General features: G+C 73.6%; 15 protein-coding genes. 5 read left to right on the top strand and 10 right to left on the bottom strand.

All coding sequences use genetic code 11. The annotated features are described in order from the left end of the window. Positions 1 to 75 precede the first annotated feature (75 nt). Together OG617_RS24475 and OG617_RS24480 are read right to left on the bottom strand one after the other, a co-directional pair. A complete protein-coding gene (locus OG617_RS24475; RefSeq protein ID WP_405095317.1) occupies positions 76 to 1,140 on the bottom strand; it encodes a GNAT family N-acetyltransferase in 1,065 nt (354 codons plus the stop codon). After that, complete coding sequence (locus OG617_RS24480) at positions 1,137 to 2,270, bottom strand: DegT/DnrJ/EryC1/StrS family aminotransferase (RefSeq protein ID WP_405095318.1); 1,134 nt, start codon at positions 2,268 to 2,270, stop codon at positions 1,137 to 1,139. Before OG617_RS24480 ends, OG617_RS24475 begins: the two co-directional genes overlap by 4 nt. Positions 2,271 to 2,509: 239 nt before the next feature. Here OG617_RS24480 and OG617_RS24485 point away from each other — a divergent pair, with 239 nt between their 5' ends. Continuing rightward, positions 2,510 to 3,490, top strand: coding sequence for a DUF389 domain-containing protein (locus OG617_RS24485; RefSeq protein ID WP_405095319.1), 981 nt, complete (start codon positions 2,510 to 2,512; stop codon positions 3,488 to 3,490). A 122-nt stretch (positions 3,491 to 3,612) separates the two neighbouring features. Here the strand turns inward: OG617_RS24485 and OG617_RS24490 are convergent, their stop codons facing one another. Both OG617_RS24490 and OG617_RS24495 read right to left on the bottom strand, forming a co-directional pair. Further along, entirely contained in the window at positions 3,613 to 4,047 is a 435-nt protein-coding gene (locus OG617_RS24490) for a hypothetical protein (protein WP_405095320.1), read from the bottom strand. A gap of 71 nt (positions 4,048 to 4,118) precedes the next feature. Further along, positions 4,119 to 6,665: a Tex family protein gene (locus OG617_RS24495; protein WP_405095321.1), complete on the bottom strand. Its 2,547-nt coding sequence runs from the start codon at positions 6,663 to 6,665 to the stop codon at positions 4,119 to 4,121. Positions 6,666 to 6,814: 149 nt separating this feature from the next. Here OG617_RS24495 and OG617_RS24500 point away from each other — a divergent pair, with 149 nt between their 5' ends. Next, a complete protein-coding gene (locus OG617_RS24500) occupies positions 6,815 to 8,326 on the top strand; it encodes a deoxyguanosinetriphosphate triphosphohydrolase family protein (protein ID WP_405095322.1) in 1,512 nt (503 codons plus the stop codon). Between the two features lie 84 nt (positions 8,327 to 8,410). On the opposite strand, the gene OG617_RS24505 is transcribed toward OG617_RS24500, so the two are convergent. Both OG617_RS24505 and OG617_RS24510 read right to left on the bottom strand, forming a co-directional pair. Continuing rightward, positions 8,411 to 9,550 (bottom strand): MBL fold metallo-hydrolase, encoded by a 1,140-nt coding sequence (locus OG617_RS24505; RefSeq protein ID WP_405095323.1) that lies wholly within the window; start codon positions 9,548 to 9,550, stop codon positions 8,411 to 8,413. A gap of 107 nt (positions 9,551 to 9,657) precedes the next feature. Beyond that, positions 9,658 to 10,668, bottom strand: a complete 1,011-nt coding sequence (locus OG617_RS24510) for a serine hydrolase (protein ID WP_405095324.1) — start codon at positions 10,666 to 10,668, stop codon at positions 9,658 to 9,660. Positions 10,669 to 10,947: 279 nt separating this feature from the next. Here OG617_RS24510 and OG617_RS24515 point away from each other — a divergent pair, with 279 nt between their 5' ends. After that, complete coding sequence (locus tag OG617_RS24515) at positions 10,948 to 11,916, top strand: peptidoglycan DD-metalloendopeptidase family protein (RefSeq protein ID WP_405095325.1); 969 nt, start codon at positions 10,948 to 10,950, stop codon at positions 11,914 to 11,916. A 232-nt stretch (positions 11,917 to 12,148) separates the two neighbouring features. Here the strand turns inward: OG617_RS24515 and OG617_RS24520 are convergent, their stop codons facing one another. The 3 genes from OG617_RS24520 to OG617_RS24530 are packed head-to-tail and all read right to left on the bottom strand — an operon-like array spanning position 12,149 to position 15,530. Further along, complete coding sequence (locus OG617_RS24520) at positions 12,149 to 12,910, bottom strand: succinate dehydrogenase/fumarate reductase iron-sulfur subunit (protein ID WP_396680990.1); 762 nt, start codon at positions 12,908 to 12,910, stop codon at positions 12,149 to 12,151. Next, complete coding sequence (locus OG617_RS24525) at positions 12,907 to 14,844, bottom strand: fumarate reductase/succinate dehydrogenase flavoprotein subunit (protein WP_405095326.1); 1,938 nt, start codon at positions 14,842 to 14,844, stop codon at positions 12,907 to 12,909. Before OG617_RS24525 ends, OG617_RS24520 begins: the two co-directional genes overlap by 4 nt. A gap of 2 nt (positions 14,845 to 14,846) precedes the next feature. Next, a complete protein-coding gene (locus OG617_RS24530) occupies positions 14,847 to 15,530 on the bottom strand; it encodes a succinate dehydrogenase cytochrome b subunit (protein WP_405103936.1) in 684 nt (227 codons plus the stop codon). A gap of 77 nt (positions 15,531 to 15,607) precedes the next feature. Between OG617_RS24530 and OG617_RS24535 the strand changes: the two genes are divergently transcribed. Beyond that, entirely contained in the window at positions 15,608 to 16,543 is a 936-nt protein-coding gene (locus tag OG617_RS24535) for a LysR family transcriptional regulator (protein WP_405095327.1), read from the top strand. A 197-nt stretch (positions 16,544 to 16,740) separates the two neighbouring features. After that, positions 16,741 to 17,781 carry a dTDP-glucose 4,6-dehydratase gene (gene rfbB / locus OG617_RS24540; protein WP_405095328.1) on the top strand — a complete coding sequence of 347 codons (1,041 nt, stop codon included), beginning with the start codon at positions 16,741 to 16,743 and terminating at the stop codon, positions 17,779 to 17,781. Between the two features lie 112 nt (positions 17,782 to 17,893). Here rfbB and hrpA read toward each other — a convergent pair whose 3' ends face one another. After that, positions 17,894 to 21,952, bottom strand: coding sequence for an ATP-dependent RNA helicase HrpA (hrpA, locus tag OG617_RS24545; protein ID WP_405095329.1), 4,059 nt, complete (start codon positions 21,950 to 21,952; stop codon positions 17,894 to 17,896). Positions 21,953 to 21,963 lie beyond the last annotated feature (11 nt).

The following is a 21,963-nucleotide window of genomic DNA, read 5'->3' on the forward strand; positions in this document are numbered from 1 at the left end:
CCACGGTGGCGTACGTCGCGCCGGAACCGGTCACGGACGGGCGCGAGCCGGGGGCGGGTCAGCGCCCGTCCCCGCCTACCGGGTCAGCGCCCGTCCCGCCCGGTAGGCGGGGAAGAACCCGCCGTCGCGCAGGTCGGTGACCGGGCAGCCCAGGCGGTGGGCGCGGGCGACGGTCAGCGCCGCGTACCGGTCCCGGTCGAGCACCACCGCGCCCGTCCACCAGGGGACGAGGGCGCCGCCGAACGACGTCTTGAAGCGGAGCAGCCCGTCGTCGCCACCCACCCCGCCGCCGAGGTGCACCCGGGTGCAGCCGGTCTCGGCGGCCCACTCCAGGATGCGCCAGACCAGCAGGTTGTTGGCGCCGTCGCGGGCGGCAGCCGGCTCCGAGCCGGCGAGGTGGTAGTGCGCCCGGTCCCGGTGCCGCAGCACGAGCGCCGCCGCGACGACCTCCCCGCCGGGGCCGCGCACCGAGACGAGCAACAGGTCCTTGTCCAGCCCCGACGACAGCAGCCGGTAGTACCCGTCGGGGAACAGGTAGCGCTCGGCGCTGCCGATGCGGCGCATGGTCCGCTCGTACACCCGCCGGAACGGCGCGGCGGCGGTGAGGTCGAGGGCCGTGGCCGGCCGCAGCTCGGCCGTCAGCCCCGCGTTCTCCGCCTTGCGGACGGCGGTGCGGGCCCGGCCCGCCATCGCCTCCCACACCCGGCGGGGGCCCGCGTCCACGGCGACGGCCACGGTCTCGCCGTGCTGCGCCAGCCGCACCGTCCCGAGTGCCCGGACGGCCGCCACCGGCGCGGGATCCAGCGGCGAGAAGCGGAGGAAGAGGCTCACCATGCCCTGGTCGCGCCAGCAGGCCACGGCCTGGGCCCAGAACCGGGCCAGGTCGTCGGGCGGGCAGCCGGGTTCGACGTGCAGGCCGCAGTAGCCGTACGGGCTGACGCCGTCGGTCACCCCGTCGGCGACGGCCCGCAGCACGTACGGGAGTTGGATCCGCCGCCCCAGCCGGGCGCTGTGCCAGGTGCCGCCCTGCGCCGCCGCGTCGGCCGCACCGTAGCCGGCGGTGAAGTAGACGTCGGGACAGTCGGCGTCGAGCCGGCCGGCCTGTGGGCCCGGTCCGGTCAGGGTGAAGCCGCCCGTCACCGGTGGTCCAGGAACTGTTCGATCGCCCCGCACACGCGGTCGATCTGCCGCTCGTCGAGTGCGGACCCGCTGGGCAGGATGAGACCGGTGTCGAAGAGGCGCTCGGCGACGCCGGTGACCGACGCGGGCGCGTCGGCGTAGACCGGTTGCAGGTGCATCGGCTTGAACACCGGCCGGGTCTCGATCTCGTCGAGGGCGAGCGCGGCGGCGAGGTCCGCCGCCTGCCAGCCCGCCCGGGCGGGGTCCACGACCACGGTGGACATCCAGCAGTTGCCGCCGCCGTCGTCGTCGCCGAGCAGGCGTACGCCGGGCACCGTGGCGAACAGCTTCGCGTACCGCTCCCGCAGCAGCCGCCGCCGGACCAGCATGCCGTCCAGGCGGTGCAGCTGGCCGCGACCGACCGCGGCGAGCAGGTTGCTGGGGCGGTAGTTGTATCCGACCTCGGTGTGTTCGTAGTGCACCACGGGCTGGCGGGCCTGCGCGGCCAGGTACCGGCAGCGCGCGACGAACGCCTCGTCGTCGGAGAGCAGCATCCCGCCGCTCGACGTGGTCATGATCTTGTTGTGCTGGAAGGAGAGGACGGCGGCGCGGCCGAACGAGCCGGCCGGGCGGCCCCGGTGGGTCGCCCCCAGGGACTCGGCAGCGTCCTCGATCACGGGCACCCCGGCGGCGGCGCACACCGGCAGCAGCGAGGTGTAGTCCGCGCAGGTGCCGAAGAGGTCCACGGACATGACCGCCCCGACCGGCGTCCCCGCCGCCCGAAGGCGGGCCAGCAGCGCGGCCAGCAGCGGCACGTCGAGGTTCCCGGTCTCCTCGTCGCAGTCCACGAAGACCGGCCGGGCACCGGTGTACGCGACGGCGTTCGCGGTGGCCGCGAAGGTCAGCGTCGGTACGACCACCACCTGCCCGGGGCCGACGCCGAGGCCGAGCATGGCCAGGTGCAGGGCGGCCGTTCCGGAGCTGGTCGCCAGCGCGGCCCGGGTGCCGACCCGCTCGGCGGTCGCGTGTTCGAGGGCGGTGATGTCCGGGCCGAACGGACCTACCTGCCGCGCCCGGAACGCGGCCAGCAGGTAGGCCTCCTCCACCGGCCCGAGGTCGGGCGGGGAGAGGTAGACCGGGTCGGCGGTCATGACGCCACTGGCCGGGCCGTGCTGGGCGGAAGGTCGGTACCGCTCTGCGGAATACGGGAGGAATCCACGTTTTCTCCGTCTCTCGCCTGGACCACGTCACATCGGTCAGAACCGTTCTACCAAACGGCGGACCGGGGACCGTCGCTTTCACGTATCGGGCGTGGTCGCGCGGGTCGGAACGGGGCGGGCCGGCGGGCGGTAGAGTGCTGCCGGCCGCGCCGGGCGGTACCGGGCTAGGCGTGAGGGGACGGGCCGTGCTGCACCTCAGGGTGATCGCCCCGCTGGACCAGTCGCCGGCGGTGATCGACCTGCTCGCCGCCGATCCCGGCGTCACCCACCTGGCGGTGCTCCCCGGGGCGGCCCGGCAGCCGGAGGGTGACCTCATCCTCTGCGACGTGGTCCGCGAGCGGGCCGACAACGTGCTGCACGGGTTGCAGGAGCTGGGCGTCGAGGCGCGCGGCGGGATCGCCGCCGACGACGTGGAGCTGACGGTGTCCCGCGCCGCCGACCGGGCCGCCGCGGAGGCCCCTGGCAGCGGGGCGGACGCGGTGGTCTGGGACGAGGTGGCCGCGAAGACCGGCGAGCAGACCGAGCTGTCCGCCACCTACCTGGTGCTCATCGTGGTGGCCACCATGATCGCCGGGATCGGGGTGCTGCTCGACCAGCCCATCCTGATCGTCGGCGCGATGGTGGTCGGGCCGGAGTTCGGCCCGCTGGCCGCCCTCTGCGTGGCCCTGCTGCGCCGCCGGCCGGCCGTCGTCGGCCGCTCCGTGCAGGCCCTGGTGGTGGGCTTCCTGGCCGCCATGCTCGCCACCGTGCTCAGCACCTGGGTGCTGACCCTGGCCGGCCTGGTCGACCGGGACATGCTGCTCGCCGACCGGCCGCTGACCGACTTCATCTGGCGGCCGGACGCGCTGTCCTGGGTCGTCGGCCTGCTCGCCGGGATCGCCGGGATGCTTTCGCTGACCTCGAAGAAGTCCGGCTCCCTGGTGGGTGTCCTGATCTCGGTCACCACCGTGCCGGCAGCCGCGAACGTCTCCGTCGCAGCCGCGTACGGGGTGTGGCACGAGGCCGCCGGCTCGGCGCTGCAACTGGTGATCAACCTGTGCGCGATCGTGCTCGCCGGGCTGGCCACCCTCGGCGTGCAGCAGACCTGGTGGTGGCACGTGGCCCGGCAGGTCCGGCGCCGCACAGCCCGGTCCCGGTCGGCCGGCGGCTGACGGGACCCCACCGGCCGGATCGCCGCCGGGCGGTCCCGCCCGGACACCGGGCCCCCGGGCAGTCCCGCCGGCCCGGGGTCCGATCCCGGCCGGCGGCTCCGGCCCAGGTCGCCCCGGGCCGGTCACCAGTCGTCGCCGGCCGCCAGCCGCCGGGTGAGCAGGTCACGCAGCGGGACCGACTCGCCGTCCCGGCCACCCTCGCCGACGATCAGGGGCGCGGGGACGGGCTGCGGGTCGGCGCCGAGGAGCCGGGCCCGCAGGCCCGCCGGGACGGTCAGCAGGTACCACCGCCCGGCGGTGTCCACCGCGCGGGAGCGGGCCCGGTCGACGTACCAACCGGTGAGCCGGGTGCGGTACCGACCCTGGCCCGCGTACGGCACGGCGGCCAGCCGGGTGGGCCGCAGCCCGAGCCGGGTCGCCTCGGCCGTGAACCAGGCCACGATCTCCGCGGCCTCGGCGCGTTCGGCCGCCCGCCGCCGCTCGTCCGCCTCGGCGTGCGCGCGTACCGCCCGCCGCTGCTGCTCCCGCCACCGGACGTCGTCGTCGCCACCACCCATGCCGGCGACGGTACGCGCCGCGCCCGCCGCCCGCGCGGGCCGGAGCGCCGGGACGGACCCGCTGCGGCCGGTCAGGCCAGGCCGGCCCGGCGCAGCGCGTCGGCCATCGGCCCGTCGGCGGGCGGGGGAGTCCCGCCGCCCCGCCCCGGCCGCTGCTGCGAGCCGCCGCGCCCCTGGCCGTCCCCACGGGGACCGCCCCGCCCCTGGCCGTCCCGCCCGCCCCCGGAGCCCTCGCCCCGGCCGCCGCCGGACTGCTTCCCCCGGACACCCCCGGATGGCTCGCCCCGACCGCCGGACTGCTCGCCACGGCCGCCGCCGGACGGCCCACCCCGACCCCCGCCGGACGGCCCACCCCGACCCCCGCCGGATGGCTCGCCTCGACCGCCGCCGCGCTCGCGTTGCCCGTCGTCCGGGCCGCGCCGGCCCGCCTCGGCCTCGTCCTCCAGCCGCAGCGTCAGCGAGATCCGCTTGCGCGGCATGTCGACGTCGAGCACCTTGACCCGGACCACGTCGCCCGACTTCACCACGTCGCGCGGGTCCTTGACGAAGGTCCGGGACATCGCCGACACGTGCACCAGGCCGTCCTGGTGCACGCCGACGTCGACGAACGCGCCGAACGCCGCCACGTTGGTGACCACACCCTCCAACACCATGCCGGGGGTCAGGTCGCCGATCTTCTCCACGCCCTCGACGAACGTCGCGGTCCGGAACTCCGGCCGGGGGTCCCGCCCGGGCTTTTCCAGCTCGGCCAGGATGTCGGTGACGGTGGGCAGGCCGAACTTGTCGTCGACGAAGTCGGTGGCCCGCAGGCCGCGCAGGATGCCGCTCTGCCCGATCAGCGAGCGCAGGTCCTGGCCCGTGCTGGTGAGGATCCGCCGCACCACCGGGTACGCCTCCGGGTGCACGCTGGAGGAGTCCAGCGGGTCGTCGCCGCCGGGGATGCGCAGGAAGCCGGCGCACTGCTCGAACGCCTTGGGGCCGAGCCGGGCCACCTTCTTCAGCGCCACCCGGGAGCGGAACGGGCCGTTGGCGTCCCGGTGCAGCACGATGTTCTCCGCCAGCCCCGCGCCGATGCCGGAGACCCGGGTCAGCAGCGGCGCGGAAGCGGTGTTCACGTCCACGCCGACGGCGTTCACGCAGTCCTCGACCACGGCGTCCAGCGACCGGGAGAGCTTCACCTCGGACAGGTCGTGCTGGTACTGCCCGACGCCGATCGAGCGCGGGTCGATCTTGACCAGCTCGGCGAGCGGGTCCTGGAGCCGGCGGGCGATGGAGACCGCGCCGCGCAGCGAGACGTCCAGTTCGGGCAGCTCCTGCGAGGCGTACGCGGAGGCGGAGTAGACCGACGCGCCGGCCTCGGAGACCACCACCTTGGTCAGCGTCAGCTCCGGGTGCCGCTTGATCAGGTCACCGGCGAGCTTGTCGGTCTCCCGGCTGGCGGTGCCGTTGCCGATGGCGATCAGCTCGACGCCGTGCGCCCCGGCCAGCCGGGCCAGGGTGTCGATCGAGGCGTCCCACTGCCGGCGCGGCTCGTGCGGGTAGATCGTGTCGGTGGCCACCACCTTGCCGGTGGCGTCGACCACCGCGACCTTGACCCCGGTGCGCAGGCCCGGGTCCAGGCCCATGGTCGGCCGGGTGCCGGCGGGGGCGGCGAGCAGCAGGTCGCGCAGGTTGATGGCGAAGACCCGCACGGCCTCCTCCTCGGCCGCCTGCCACAGCCGCATCCGCAGGTCGGCGCCGAGGTGGATGAGGATCCGGGTACGCCAGGCCCAGCGCACCGTGTCGGCCAGCCACCGGTCGGCGGGCCGGCCGTGGTCGGTGACCCCGAACCGGCCGGCGATCGCCGCCTCGTACCGGCTCGGGCCGGTCGGCGCGGCGTCGGAGTCGCCCTCGGCCTCCGGGGCCATCGTCAGGTCGAGCACGCCCTCCTTCTCGCCCCGGAGCATCGCCAGGATCCGGTGCGAGGGCAGCTTCGGGTACGGCTCGGCGAAGTCGAAATAGTCGGAGAACTTCGCCCCGGCCGACTCCTGGCCGTCGCGTACCCGGGAGACCAGCCGCCCCCGCGACCACATCTGCTCGCGCAGCGTGCCGATCAGGTCGGCGTCCTCGGCGAAGCGCTCGATGAGGATGGCCCGCGCGCCCTCCAGCGCGGCGGCGGCGTCGGCCACCCCCCGCTCGGCGTCGACGAACCCGGCGGCCCGCTCCCGAGGGTCCTGCCCCGGGTCGGCCAGCAGCGCCTCGGCCAGGGGCTCCAGCCCGGCCTCGCGGGCGATCTGCGCCCGGGTCCGCCGCTTCGGCTTGTACGGCAGGTAGATGTCCTCCAGCCGGGACTTCGAGTCGGCCGCCATGATCTGCGCTTCCAGGGCCTCGTCGAGCTTGCCCTGGCCGCGGATGGACTCCAGCACCGCGGCGCGGCGCTCGTCCAGCTCACGCAGGTAGCGCAGCCGCTCCTCCAGGGTGCGCAGCTGGGCGTCGTCGAGCAGGCCGGTGGCCTCCTTGCGGTAGCGGGCGATGAACGGCACGGTGGAGCCGCCGTCGAGCAGCTCCACGGCCGCCCGTACCTGTCGTTCGGCGACGCCGAGCTCGTCGGCGATCCGCTGGTGCACAGACTGGGTCACGATCTGATCCGCCTTCTGGGTGGGTTCCGCCCTGCATTGTGCCGGCAGCCCCCGACGGGACGCGCCGCACCCGCCGGTCGGCCCGCCACCGCGCTGGTCACCGCGTCACCGGGATGACCCGGGCCGCCGGCTGCGCTAGCGTGGCGATCATGGAACCTCCCGCTGATCCGCGGGCACGCCGGCTCTTCGGCGGCAGCGCCCGGGCCCTCGGCGACCTCGCCGGCAGCCCGTTCCGGGCCGACCGGGACCGGATCGTGGCCTCGCCCTTCTTCACCCGGCTGGGCGGGGTCACCCAGGTGATCAGCCCCGGCGGCTCCGGGCTGCTGGTGCACAACCGGCTCACCCACAGCCTCAAGGTGGCCCAGGTGGCCCGGGCGATCGCCGAGCGGCTCGCCGCCGACGACCGCTGGCGGGGCCTGCTGGAGAAGCTGGGCGGCTGCGACCCGGACGTGGTGGAGGCCGCCGCGCTCGCCCACGACCTCGGCCACCCGCCGTTCGGGCACCTCGGGGAGCGGGTGCTCGACCGGCTGGCCCGGCACCGGCTCGGCCTGGCCGACGGGTTCGAGGGCAACGCGCAGTCGTACCGGATCGTCACCAGCACCGAGATCCGGGGCGCGGCGACCACCGGCCTCGACCTGACCGCGGCGGTCCGGGCGGCCCTGCTGAAATACCCGTGGACCCGGCTGGATCACCCGGACCCGCACCCCCGGCACCTCGACCCGCCGCCCCGGGGCGCCGCCGCACCGCCCGACGACCAGGACAGCGGCTCCGCCAAGTTCGGCGCGTACCGCACGGAGCTGGTCGACCTGCGGCAGGCCCGGGAGCCGTTCGCCGGGCGGATCGCCGACTGGCAGCAGACCGTGGAGGCGTCGGTGATGGATACCGCCGACGACATCGCGTACGCCATCCACGACGTGGAGGACTTCTACCGGGTCGGGGTGCTCCAGCAGGGGGCCGTGGCCGCCGAGCTGACGGCCTGGCAGCGGGAGAACGGGCACTTCCGGGCGGTCACCGAGCCGGCCCTGGCCGGGGCGGCCCGGAGGCCCGGCGCGGCGATCGAGCGGCTGCGCCGGCAACTGCACCGCAAGGACGGCTGGATCGCCGACGACGCGGCGTTCGCCGCCGCCGTGGAGCACGTCCGCGAGGAGCTGGTCGAGGGGCTGCTGGCCATGCCGTTCGACGGCTCGATCGAGGCGGAGCAGTACGTGGCGCGGTTCTCCGCCCGGTGGACCACCCGGTTCGTCGACGCCATCACCGTGACCGAGGCCCCGTCGGTGCGCTCCGGGCACGTGCTGCTCGCCCCGGCGCAGTGGCACGAGGTGCAGGTGCTCAAGTTCGTCCACCACCGGTTCGTGCTGGCGAGGCCGGATCTCGCCCTGCACCAGCGCGGCCAGGCCCGGCTGCTGGGCACCCTCGTCGAGGCGCTGTGGGAGTGGCTGCTCGACCCGGAGGAGGAGTCCCGGCTGCCGCGCCGGCTGCACGACCTGGTCGAGCTGGCCGAGGCGGAGCTGCACCCGCGCACCCCGGACCGGGTCGGCCGGGCCCGGGGGCGGGCGATCATCGACTTCGTCGCGCAGCTCACCGACGGCCAGGCGGTGGCGATGCTGGACGTCCTTTCCGGCCGCTCCGGAGCCCTGTGGACGGACGCCTTCGTGCTGTGACGACGGCACGTACGGCGTCGACTGACCGGCGCGGACGGCGTTGACGGGGCGGCGCGGGCGGCGTTGACGGGGCGGTGCGGGTGTTCAGGCGACCGACTGCCACCAGCCGTCGACGGCGGGCGGGTCGTCGACCACCACCCGTTCGCCGGGGCGGGGCACGGCCAGCCGTACGTCGCGGGCCTTCGCCTCGGCCCAGATCCGGTCCACCGGCTCCGACCAGTCGTGCAGGGCCAGGTTGAACGTCGCCCAGTGCACCGGGACGAGCAGCCCGCCGCGCAGGTCGAGGTGGGCGGCCACGGCCTCCTCCGGGAACATGTGGATGCCCGGCCACGCCCGGTCGTACGCGCCGATCTGCATCAGCGTGACGTCGAACGGGCCGTGCTCCGCGCCGATCTCGGCGTACCCGTCGAAGTAGCCGGAGTCGCCGGTGTAGAAGAGCCGGCGGTGCGCGCCGGCCACCACCCACGAGCTCCACAGCGTGCCGTCGCGGCGCAGCCCCCGGCCGGAGAAGTGCTGGGCGGCGGTGGCGGTGATCGTCAGCGGCCCCACCCGGTGGCTCTCCGACCAGTCCAGCTCGACGATCCGGTCCTCCGGCACGCCCCAGCGGTCCAGGTGGGCGCCGACGCCCAGCGGCACCAGGAACGGCGCCGACTGCCCGGCCAGCAGCGCCCGCACGGTGGCCATGTCGAGGTGGTCGTAGTGGTCGTGGGAGATCAGGATCGCGTCCACGGCGGGCAGCTCGTCGAGGCCGACCGGGGGCTCGTGCAGCCGTCGCGGCCCGACCAGCGCCGACGGCGAGCAACGGTCGCTCCACACCGGGTCGATCAGCACCCGGTGCCCCTCGATCTCGATCAGCGCCGACGCGTGGCCGTACCAGACGACGTTGAGCTCGCGCTCGGTCGCGGCGGGCGCGGCGGCCGGCCGCCGCAGCGGGACGGCGGCGGCCGGCCGCCGCTTCTGCTTGCCGAAGATCAGCTCGCGGACCAGGTTGCGGTCGGACGCGCCGGGCATCGTGCGGGTGCTCGGCCGGTTGTGGAAGGTGCCGTCGCGGAACTGTGGCGAGCGGGCCGCCCGCGCGGCGCGCGCCCCGGTCAGCCGCCCGCCCAGCGCCGCCGGCACGTCCCGCGCCACCCAGGCCAGGCCGGCGAGCGCGGCCAGCCCGGCCGCGCCGCGCAGCCGCCGCCCGAGTGCCCGCGCAACGGCCCGTTCCGCTGGTTCCCCCATCGTCGTGCGCCCCCTCCGCCGGTGTCCCGCCAGTACACGGTAGTCCGCCGCCGCACCCGCGCGCCGGGTGCCGGTCGGCTCGGCCGCGCGGGTGCTCGGGGGTCTGGTCAGCCGCCGTTGCTCGGCCGCCGCACGGTCGGCCGGTAGATGGCCCCGGCGCCGGTCAGCCCGTCGATGGTGGCCAGGAAGCTGCGCCCCATCCGGGCCCGGGCCTGCACCGCCGGGTGGGTCGCGCCGAAGTTGCCCGCGTCGGCCTGCCCGTCGGCGAACAGGGCGTACGTCAGCACCGCCGCGCCGGCGGAGTCGAAGATCACCCCGGCCTCGTGCCGGGCGTCGCCGAACCAGCCCGCCTTGGTGGCGATCCGGGCCCGCTGCGCGGAGGACATCTCCCGCCGGATGCCGTCATTGAACGCGACGGGGGAGCGCAGCAGCCCGAGCAGGAACGCCGTCGAGGACGCCGACAGCAGCGTGCCGGCGACCAGCGCCCGCAGCAGGTCGTGCGACTCCCGGGGGGTGCTGGTGCCGAGGAAGAACCGGTTCGGGTTGGCCACCGGCTGCACCTGCGTGTTCGGGAAGCCCTTAGCCACCAGGATCTGGTTCAGCTCGGCCGCCGGGCAGACCAGGCCGCAGAGCCGGACGGCGGTGTCGTCGGAGACGGTGAGCAGGTTCGCCAGCGCGTGCCCCAGGGTGACGCTGCTCGGGTACGCGCCGTCCAGGCTGAAGATCCCGTCCCCGCCGGGCACCACGATCGACGCCGTCACGTCGACCTGCTGGGCGAGCGTGAGCAGCCCTCGGTCGACCTTGTCCAGCACCGCCGTGGCCACCGCGATCTTGTTCACGCTGTACGCCTCGATCTGGGTGTCAGCCTCGTCGGCGACGGCCACCAGCGGGGCGGCGGACGAGTTGGCGACGGTCACGTACGCCTGCCAGTTGCCGCCGGCCAGGGTGGACTGCTGGGCGTACCTGGCAGCCACCCAGCTCGCGGCCTCGACCGCGTTGGCCGCCGCCCGGGGGCGCATGGCGGCGGCGGAGGCCGGCGTGCCGGCGCCGAGCACCGTTCCGGCGGTCGCCACCGTGCCGAGCCCCAGCGCAGCCCTGCGGTTCACTCTGATCGTCATGCGTTTCCCCCGTTGATGGTCGTGATCATCCGTTCCACCGCCACCCTAGGGGAGAAGATCGATTCCGGTGGCCCCCCGAAACCGGTCATCGGGCGTTGTGCGGGCCACGGCGCGAGCACGACCTTGACGCAGCCGTCCTCCTTCTTCCGGAACATCTCGTACGCCTGCGCCAGGCGGCACTGGATATTGATCTGTCGATATGGAAGATCTACGATCGCTACCGGCCGCCACCCGGTCGTCCACCGGCCACCACACGCGAGCGAGCATCGGGAGACAACAATGAGCGACGATCCGGAAACGGGCCGCCTATTCGACGCGCCGGCTCGGCGCCGCACCCTTTTCACGGCGCTGGGCGTCGGGATCGGGGTCGGGGTCGTCGGCGTGCCCAGCCCGGCGATGGCGGCGGTCGCCGGCTGGAGCAACCCGACGCGGGGCAGCCTGACCTCCGGATACAAGACCGCCAGCCGCCCCACCCACACGGGCTGGGATGTCGCGAACAGCCAGGGCACCCCGGTCTACGCGACGGCCGCCGGAACGGTCCGGGACATCAGGACCAACTCGTACCCGGGCGACACGTCGAGCGGCCCCCTTCCCGGCCGCAGTGGCAACAGCGTCCACCTCAACCACGCCGACAGTTACTTCTCCTACTACGGCCACCTCCACCGGGTGCTGGTCAGCGTCGGCCAGCAGGTCAGCTGCGGACAGCTGGTCGGTCTGATGGGCACCACCGGCAACTCGACCGGCCCACACCTGCACTTCGAGATCCACCGGCCCCGGCTGACCTCGACGGATCCCCGGATCTTCCTGGCCAACCGCGGCATCACCCTCGGCTCGACGGCCCCCGTCGGCAGCACCGGCTACCCGAGCGTCAGCCAGGGCGCCTCGGGATGGGTGCCCACCGTGATCCAGTACCTGGTGCGGGCGCGCGGAATCTCCGTCGTCGTGGACGGCGTCTTCGGACCGGCCTGTGCCTCGGCGGTCAGGTCGTTCCAGAGCGGCCGAGGCCTCTACGCCGACGGCCTGGTTGGCCCGGTCACCTGGACGGCACTGATCCTGCCCCTGGAGGAGGGCAAGTCCGGCGACCTGGTCCGCGGCCTCCAGACCGCGCTCAATGCCCGGGGCGCAAGCCTCCTCGTGGACGGCGGTTTCGGTTCGGTCACCACCACCGCGGTACGTAGCTTCCAGAGCCGCAACGGTCTCGTCGCCGACGGTCTCGTCGGCCCGGTGACCTGGAGCGTGCTGATCTGAGCCGCCCCCACCCCACCCCCACCTCCCCTGCGCGCACTTTCACGGAATGTGTGGCATCGGCCGCGCGCCATGGCCCCGCATTCCGTGTAAGTGCGCGCACCGGGACCACGCGGGGGAGGGGGAGGCCCGACGGCCGACGGGTCGTCGTCATCCGCCCGGCCTCTGCCCGGAGACGGGCCGACCGCCGGCCCTCGGTGGGGCGCGGCGGTCGGTCGGCGGGGGTGCGGCCGGGTCAGGAGCCCGGGGTGCCGCCGCCCTTGGCGGTCGCCGTGAGGTAGTCGCGGTTGAGCCGGCCGATGGTGTTCAGCGGGATGCCCTTCGGGCAGACCGCCGTGCACTCGCCGGCGTTGGTGCAGCCGCCGAAGCCGGCCTCGTCGTGCGCGTCCACCATCCCGATCACCCGGGTGTACCGCTCGGGCTGGCCCTGCGGCAGCAGCGAGAGCTGGGTGAGCTTGGCGGCGGTGAAGAGCATGCCGGAGCCGTTCGGGCAGGCCGCCACGCAGGCCCCGCAGCCGATGCAGGCGGCGGACTCGAAGGCGGCGTCCGCGTTGGCCTTGGCCACCGGCGTGGCGTGCGCCTCGGGGGCGCTGCCGGTCGGCACCGTGATGTACCCGCCGGCGGCGATGATCTTGTCGAAGGCGCCCCGGTTGACCACCAGGTCCTTGATGACCGGGAAGGCGCGGGCCCGCCACGGCTCGATGTCGATCGTGTCGCCGTCGGAGAACTGCCGCATGTGCAGCTGGCACGCGGTGGTGCCGCGCTGCGGCCCGTGCGCGTCGCCGTTGATCATCAGGCCACACATGCCGCAGATGCCCTCGCGGCAGTCGTGGTCGAACGCCACCGGCTCCTCCCCGGAGAGGGTCAGCCGCTCGTTGAGCACGTCGAGCATCTCCAGGAACGACATGTCGGGGGAGACGTCGTCGACCTGGTAGGTCACCATCCGACCCTTGTCCTCGGGGCCGGGCTGGCGCCAGATGCGCAGGGTCAGGTTCACTTGTAGCTCCGCTGCGTCGGGTGCACGTATTCGAACTTCAGGTCTTCCTTGTGCAGCACGGCCGGCTCACCGGTGCCGGTGTACTCCCAGGCCGCCACGTAGGCGAACCGGTCGTCGTCGCGCTGCGCCTCGCCGTCCGGGGTCTGGTGCTCGGCCCGGAAGTGTCCGCCGCAGGACTCCTCGCGGTGCAGGGCGTCGACGCACATCAGCTCGGCCAGCTCGAAGAAGTCGGCCACCCGGCCGGCCTTCTCCAGCGACTGGTTGAGCCCCTCGCCGTCGCCCGGCACCCGGACCCGCTGCCAGAACTGCTCGCGCAGCGCCCGGATCTCGTCGATCGCCTTGCGCAGCCCGGCCTCGCCGCGCTCCATCCCGCAGTGCTCCCACATGATCTGGCCCAGCTCGCGGTGGAACGAGTCGACCGTCCGGTCGCCGTCGACCGCCAGCAGCCGCCGGATCCGGTCCTCCACGTCGGCGCGGGCCTCGACCGCCGCCGGGTGGCTGGCGTCGACCTTCTCCAGCGGCCCGGACGCCAGGTAGTTGGCGATGGTGCTGGGCAGCACGAAGTAGCCGTCGGCCAGGCCCTGCATCAGCGCCGAGGCGCCGAGCCGGTTCGCGCCGTGGTCGGAGAAGTTCGCCTCGCCGATCACGAACAGCCCGGGGATGGTCGACTGGAGGTCGTAGTCGACCCAGAGGCCGCCCATCGTGTAGTGCACGGCGGGGTAGATCCGCATCGGGACCTGGTACGGGTCCTCGCCGGTGATCCGCTCGTACATCTCGAAGAGGTTGCCGTACTTGGCCTCGATGGCCTTGCGGCCGAGCCGGTCGATCGCGTCGGCGAAGTCGAGGTAGACGCCGAGCTTGGTCGGCCCGACGCCCCGGCCGGAGTCGCAGACGTTCTTCGCGGCGCGGGAGGCGATGTCCCGGGGCACCAGGTTGCCGAAGGCGGGGTAGATCCGCTCCAGGTAGTAGTCCCGCTCGTCCTCGGGGACGTCCCGGGGCGCGCGGTCGTCGTCCTCGGCCTTCGGCACCCACACCCGGCCGTCGTTGCGCAGCGACTCGCTCATCAGCGTCAGCTTCGACTGGTGGTCGCCGGAGACGGGGATGCAGGTCGGGTGGATCTGGGTGTAGCAGGGGTTGGCGAAGTACGCGCCCTTGCGGTGCGCCCGCCACGTCGCGGTGACGTTGCAGCCCTTGGCGTTGGTGGAGAGGTAGAAGACGTTGCCGTACCCGCCGGAGGCGAGCACCACCGCGTCGGCCATCTCGGTGCTGATCTCGCCGGTGACCAGGTCCCGGACCACGATGCCCCGGGCCCGGCCGTCGACGACGACGAGCTCCAGCATCTCGTGCCGGGCGTTCATCTCGACGTTGCCCAGGCCGATCTGCCGCTCCAGCGCCTGGTACGCCCCGAGCAGCAGCTGCTGGCCGGTCTGGCCCCGGGCGTAGAAGGTGCGCTGCACCTGCGCGCCGCCGAACGAGCGGGTGTCGAGCAGGCCGCCGTACTCGCGGGCGAACGGCACGCCCTGGGCGACGCACTGGTCGATGATGTTGACCGACATCTCGGCCAGCCGGTGCACGTTCGACTCCCGGGAGCGGAAGTCGCCGCCCTTGACGGTGTCGTAGAACAGCCGGTGCACCGAGTCGCCGTCGTTGCGGTAGTTCTTGGCGGCGTTGATGCCGCCCTGCGCGGCGATCGAGTGGGCCCGGCGCGGGCTGTCCTGGTAGCAGTACGACCTGACCCGGTAGCCCTGCTCGGCCAGCGTGGCGGCGGCCGACCCGCCGGCCAGGCCGGTGCCCACCACGATCACCGTCATCTTCCGGCGGTTGGCCGGGTTGACCAGCTTGGCCTCGAAGCGGCGGGTGTCCCAGCGGGCCTCGACCGGGCCGCCGGGAGCCTTCGTGTCGGCGATCGGGTCGCCCTCGGTGAACAGATCCATGGTCAGGCCACCAATCCGGTGAGTACGGCGAACGGGACCGCCAGGTAGCCGGCGCAGAGCGCGACGGCGAAGACCAGTGCGGCGGCGCGCGCCCGGCGCTCGCCCCTCGGGGTCTGCTGGCCGAGGCTGCGGAACGCGCTGAACACGCCGTGGCGCAGGTGGAAGCCGAGCGCCACGATCGCCAGGGTGTAGAAGAGCGTGACGTACCAGCGCTCCGGCGCGAAGTCGGCGACCACGTTGCCGTACGGGTTGCTGGGATCGCCCTTGGGGTTCAGGTGACCGGTGGTCAGGTCCAGGATGTGGTAGATCACGAAGAGCAGGATGATCACCCCACCCCAGCGCATGGTGCGGGCCGCGTAGCTGCCCCGGACCGCCTTGCGGTGGGCGTACTTCACCGGGCGGGCGGCGCGGGCGCGCGCCGCGAGCACCGTGGCGGCGGCGATGTGGCCCAGCACGGCCACCAGCAGCGCCGTGCGCTGGATCCACAGGAACCAGGTCGACGGGAGCAGCGGCGTGCCGAGGTCGCGCAGCCAGTGCCCGTAGTGGTCGAACGCGGTCTCGCCGGTGAAGATCTTCAGGTTGCCGAGCATGTGGGCGATCAGGAACAGCACAAGGAGGATGCCCGTCACCGCCATGACGGCCTTCAGGCCGACGTTCGAGCGGATGGGCGACCGAGATTTCGTGATTACCACTCGACCGACGCTAGGAGCACTTCGACCAGTCGTCCAATGCATCGAACTCGCAGTCTTGATAGCCGTAGGCTATGGAGATGCAGCTCCATCAGCTCCGCTACTTCGTCGCAGTCGCAGAAGTGCGACATTTCACCCAGGCCGCCGATGTCGTCGGCATAACCCAGCCCTCGTTGAGTAAGCAAATTCACGCCCTGGAGACCGGCCTCGGGGCGCCGCTGTTCGAGCGGGTGCGGGGCAACATCGCCCTCACCGCCGCCGGCGAGGTGCTGCTCCCGCTGGCCAAGCGCATCCTCGCCGACGTCGAGACCGCCACCCGCGAGGTCCAGGAACTGGTCGGGCTGCGGCGCGGCCGGGTCCGCCTCGGCGCCACCCCGAGCCTGGCCACCGCGCTCGCCCCGCCGGTGCTGCGCCGGTTCCGCGACGCCCACCCCGCCGTCGACCTGCGGGTGGAGGAGGGCGGCTCGCAGGACCTGGTCCGGGACCTGCTCCGCGGCGACCTCGACCTGGCGTTGATCATCATGCCCGCCCACGGCGCAGATCCAGGGCTGCACACCGAGGAGATCCTGCGGGAGAGCCTGGTGGTGGCCTCGCTGGACGAGGTCCCCGGCACCTCGGCGGCCGGCGACCTGCGCGTCACCGACCTGCGCGGCCAGCCGCTGGTCATGTTCCGCGAAGGCTACGACCTGCGCGACGCCACCCTCCAGGCGTGCCGGGAGGCCGGCTTCGAGCCCACCCTCTCCGTCGACGGCGGCGAGATGGACGCCGTGCTCAGCTTCGTCGAGGCCGGGCTCGGGGTGGCGCTGGTGCCCGGCATCGTGGTGGCCCGCCGCCCCGCCATCCGGGTCACCCGGCTGGCCCCGCCGGGGGTACGCCGGACCATCGCCGTGGCCCGCCGCCGCGACGTCGTGCCCACCCACGCCGGGCGCGAGCTGCGCCGCATCCTGATGGACTACGTGCACACGGCGACCGAGTCGGACGGCCTCCCGCCCGGGGTGGAGCCGCGGTGAGGGACCCCGGTCGGGGGAACAGTGCGGGCGTGCCGCCCCTTTGCGCCGCGCTTGAGTTAAATAGTCCTTAAGGGCGTTGTATCAGCCGCGTTGGTCCTGTTGGTCCCCTATGGTGAAGCCTTGCACAGGCACGACGCCCCGTCGGCCTGTCGAAGACGAAGTCGACGCGCGGGTTCGCGTGGCAGGGAGGCCACCACATGAGGATCCTGGTTACCGGCGGTGCCGGCTTCATCGGCTCACACTTCGTCCGGAGCCTGCTCAACGGGCGGTACGTCGGCTTCGAGGACTGCGACGTGACGGTCCTGGACAAGCTGACCTACGCGAGCGACCGGAACAACCTGCCCGCCAGCCACCCCCGCCTGGCCTTCGTCCGCGGCGACATCTGCGACCGGCCGCTGCTCGCCGACCTGGTCCCCGGGCACGACGCGGTGGTGCACTTCGCCGCCGAGTCGCACGTGGACCGCTCCATCGACGACCCGGCCCCGTTCTTCGAGACGAACGTGATGGGCTCGCACCGCCTGATGGCCGCCTGCGCACGCGCCGGGGTGGGCCGGGTGGTGCACGTCTCCACCGACGAGGTGTACGGGTCGATCACCGACGGCGCGTGGACGGAGCGCTGCGTGCTGGAGCCCAACTCGCCGTACGCGGCGTCGAAGGCGGCCAGCGACCACGTCGTGCGGTCGTACTGGCGCACCTTCGACGTCGACGTGTCGATCACCCGGTGCGCCAACAACTACGGGCCCTACCAGCACGTGGAGAAGGTCATCCCGCGCTTCGTCACCAGCCTGCTCACCGGTGGGGACATCACCCTGCACGGCGATGGCGGCGCGGTCCGCGAGTGGCTGCACGTCGACGACCACTGCCGAGCCATCGCGCTGGTGCTGGGCAAGGGCCGCGCCGGGGAGGTCTACAACATCGGCGGCGACGTCGAGCTGACCAACAAGGCGCTGGCCGAGAAGATCCTGCTGCTCGCCGGGGCCGGCTGGGACCGGGTGCGGCACGTCGCCGACCGCAAGGTCCAGGACCAGCGGTACTCGCTCGACTACACCAAGATCCAGGACGAACTCGGCTTCGAGCCGCAGATCCGGTTCGCCGAGGGGCTGTCCGAGGTCTTCCACTGGTACCGGGAGAACCGGGCCTGGTGGGTGCACGCGTACCCGGAGGCCCGCCCCGCCGGCCTGACCAACTCCGTGCGGGGGCTCCCGGTCGGCCGGGCGGTGCCCGCCCCGGTGCACTGACCCGCCACCGCCACCGCCACTGCTGTCGCCACCGCCACCACGCCGTCCGGCCCGCCGGGCGACGGCGGCCGTGCCGCCCGGGGCCGGCCCGACCCGACCCGCCCCGGGCGGCTCAGCGGCCCTCGGCGTCGTCCATCGCCCGGTAGATCCGCTGCTCGGAGACCGGGTACGGGGTGCCGAGCGCCTGGGCGAACACGTTCACCCGCAGCTCCTCGATCATCCAGCGGATCTGCCGCACCGCCGCCGACTGCCGCCGGCTCGGCGGCAGCGCGGCGAGCAGGTCGGCGTACTCCTTCTGCACCACCGCGATCCGGTCCTGCTGCTGGCGGTCCCGCTGCGGGTTGCCCGGCAGCCGGTCCAGCCGACGTTCGATCGCGGTCAGGTAGCGCAGCAGGTCGGGCAGGCGGGTGTACCCGCTCTCGGTGATGAAGCCGGCGTGCACCAGGCCGGAGAGCTGGACCCGGATGTCGGCCAGGGCGGCCACCACGGCCAGGTTCTGGGTCTTGCCGAGCCGCTGCTCGACGGCGTACCCGGCGGCGAGCACCTGCCGCACCCGCCCCATCACCTCGACCACGGTGTCCACCAGGTCGGCGCGGACCCGCTCGCGCAGCGCGGCGAAGCCCTCGGCGTCCCACGCGGGGCCGCCGGCCTCGGCGATCAGCTTGTCGATCGCCGCCCCGGCCGCGTCGGAGATGAGCTGCTGCACGCCGCCGTGCGGGTTGCGGCTCAGCGCCAGCTTCGCCTCGTTGGACAGCCGCCCCTGGAGGAACTTCGCCGGGGACGGCACGGTCAGCCGCAGCAGCCGCCGGGTGCCGGCCCAGTGCGCGGCGGCCTGCTCGGCCTCGGAGTCGAAGACCTTCACCCCGACCGTCGACCCCTCGTCGACCAGCGCCGGGTACGCGGTCACCGCGTACCCCGCGCGGACCTGCTCGATGGTGCGCGGCAGGGTGCCGACGCCCCACTCCGTCAGCCCGGTGCGGGCCACCTCCGGCGCGGCGGCGGCCACCACCTGGCGCACCTCCTGGCGGAGCTGGCGTTGCAGGGCCAGCAGGTCCTTGCCCTCGGCGACGGGCTTGTTCTCCTCGTCGAGCACCCGGAAGCTGACCCGCAGGTGGGCGGGGAGTTTCGCCGGCTCCCAGGCGTCCCGGGGCACGGTCACCCCGGTCATCCGGCGTAGCTGCCGGGTCAGCGCGTCCAGCAGCGGCTCCTCGCCCGGGGTGATCGCGGCGAGCGCCGCCCGGGCGTAGTCGGGGACCGGGACGAAGTTGCGCCGGACCGGCTTGGGCAGCGACCGGATCAGCGCGATCACCATCTCCTCGCGCAGGCCGGGGACCTGCCAGTCGAAGCTCTCCACCGGCACCTGGTTGAGCAGCGGCAGCGGGATGTCCACGGTCACCCCGTCGGTCGAGGTGCCCGGATCGAAGGTGTACGTCAGCGGGAGAGTGACCCCTTCCGTCTGCCACTCGTCCGGGTAGTCGTCCTCGGCGACCCCGCCCCGGCCGGCGTTGACCAGCAGCTCCCGGGTGAACATGAGCAGGTCGGGCTGCTCCCGGCGGGTCTGCTTCCACCAGGCGTCGAAGTGCCGCCCGGACACCACGTCGGCCGGGATCCGCTCGTCGTAGAACTGGAAGATCGTCTCGTCGTCGACCAGGATGTCCCGCCGTCGGGCCCGGTTCTCCAGCTCCGCGATCTCGGTCAGCAGCCGCTGGTTGTCCTGCCAGAACTGGTGGTGGGTCTGCCAGTCGCCCTCGACCAGGGCGTGCCGGATGAACAGCTCCCGGGACAGCCCCGGGTCGATCCGGCCGAAGTTGACCTTCCGGGCGGTGACCAGCGGTACGCCGTACAGGGTGACCTTCTCGTACGCCAGCACCGCCGCCTGCTTCTTCTCCCAGTGCGGCTCGCTGTAGCTGCGCTTGACCAGGTGCTGCGCGAGGGGCTCGACCCACTCCGGCTCGACCCGGCCGGCCACCCGCCCCCACAGCCGGGAGGTCTCCACCAGCTCGGCGGCCATCACCCAGCGCGGCGGCTTCTTGAACAGCGCCGACCCGGGGAACAGGGCGAACTTCGCCCCCCGCGCGCCCAGGTACTCGTGCTTCTGCGGATCCTTGAGCCCGACGTGGGACAGCAGGCCGGCCAGCAGCGACTGGTGGACCTTCGGGGTGTCGATCTCCTCCGGCAGGTCCGCGGCCGGGCCGCGCCGGCCGCCGTCCGCCCCGGCCTCCTTCGCGCCGCGCCCGTCGCGCCCACCACCGCCCTGATCGGGGGTACGGAGCACCTGGCGGAGCTGGCTGACGATGTCCTGCCACTCGCGCACCCGCAGGTAGTTGAGGTACTCCGCCTTGCACATCCGGCGGAAGGCGCTCGACGACAGCTCCCGCTGCTGCTCCCGCAGGTACCGCCACAGGTTCAGCAGCGCGACGAAGTCGGATTCTCTGTCGGTGAACCGGGCGTGCGCCTGGTCGGCCTGGGCCTGCCGCTCCGCCGGCCGTTCGCGCGGATCCTGGAGGGACAGCGCGGCGGCGATCACCATCACCTCGGTGGCGCAGCCGTTGCGCTCGCCTTCGAGGACCATCCGGGCCAGCCGGGGGTCGACCGGCAGTTGGGCCAGCCGCCGGCCCAGCGGGGTGAGCCGCTTGTCCGGGTCGGTCTCGGCCGGGTCGAGCGCGCCCAGCTCGTACAGCAGGTTCACCCCGTCGGCGACGTTGCGCCGGTCCGGCGGGTCGATGAACGGGAACGCCGCGACGTCGCCCAGCCCGATCGAGGTCATCTGGAGGATGACCGAGGCGAGGTTGGTGCGCAGGATCTCCGGGTCGGTGAACTCCGGGCGGGACAGGAAGTCCGGCTCGTCGTAGAGGCGGATGCAGATGCCGTCCGAGGTGCGCCCGCAGCGGCCCTTGCGCTGGTTGGCCGACGCCTGGGACACCGGCTCGATCGGCAGCCGCTGCACCTTCAGCCGGCTGGAGTACCGGGAGATCCGGGCGGTGCCCGGGTCCACCACGTACTTGATGCCGGGCACGGTCAGCGAGGTCTCCGCGACGTTGGTGGCCAGCACCACCCGGCGCCCGCCGTGCGGGGCGAACACCCGGTGCTGCTCGGCGGAGGACAGCCGGGCGTACAGCGGCAGGATCTCGGTGCCGAGCAGCGACCGCTTCCTCTCCACCAGCCTGGCCAGCGCGTCGGCCGTGTCCCGGATCTCCCGCTCGCCGGAGAGGAAGACCAGGACGTCGCCCGGCCCTTCGGCGGCCAGCTCCTCCACCGCGTCGCAGATCGCCTGGATCTGGTCGCGGACGTTCTCCTCGTCGTCGGACTCGTCGGCCTCGGCCTCGGTGACCTCGACCAGCGGCCGGTACCGCAGCTCCACCGGGTACGTCCGCCCGGACACCTCGACCACCGGCGCCGGTCTGCCCTCCGCCTCCCCCTCGACTGGCGGGGCGGCGAAGTGCCGGGCGAACCGCCCGGTCTCGATGGTCGCCGAGGTGATGATCACCTTGAGGTCGGGGCGGCGGGGGAGGAGCTGCCGCAGGTACCCCAGGATGAAGTCGATGTTGAGGGAGCGCTCGTGCGCCTCGTCGATGATCAGCGTGTCGTACTGGCGCAGCATCCGGTCGGTCTGCAACTCGGCCAGCAGGATGCCGTCGGTCATCAGCTTGACCAGGCTGCGGTCGCCGACCTGGTCGGCGAAGCGGACCTTGTAGCCGACCACGTCGCCCAGCTCGGTGCCCAGCTCCTCGGCGATCCGGTCGGCCACCGTCCGGGCGGCCAGCCGGCGCGGCTGGGTGTGCCCGATCAGCCCGTGCACCCCACGCCCCAGCTCCAGGCAGATCTTCGGCAGCTGGGTGGTCTTGCCGGAACCGGTCTCGCCGGCCACGATCACCACCTGGTGGTCGCGGATCGCGGCGGCGATGTCGTCCCTGCGGTCGCTGACCGGCAGCCCGGCCGGGTAGGTGATCACGGGCACGGCCGCCCGGCGGTCGGCGAGCCGCTGCTCGGCCCGGGCCACGTCGGCGATGATCTCGGCCAGGGTGGCCTCGCGCCGCTGCGGGTCGCGCAGCCGCCGGACACCGTCGAGGCGCCGCTGTAGCCGGCGCTGGTCGCGGAACATCAGGGCGGGCAGGCGGCGGTGCAGCTCGCGGACGGTGTCGGGCGCGGCGGGTACGGCTGGATTCTGCATGTCGTCGCCAA

It is taken from the genome of Micromonospora sp. NBC_01412 (genome assembly GCF_045040215.1).
GTDB classification, from domain to species: Bacteria; Actinomycetota; Actinomycetes; order Mycobacteriales; family Micromonosporaceae; genus Micromonospora; species Micromonospora rubida.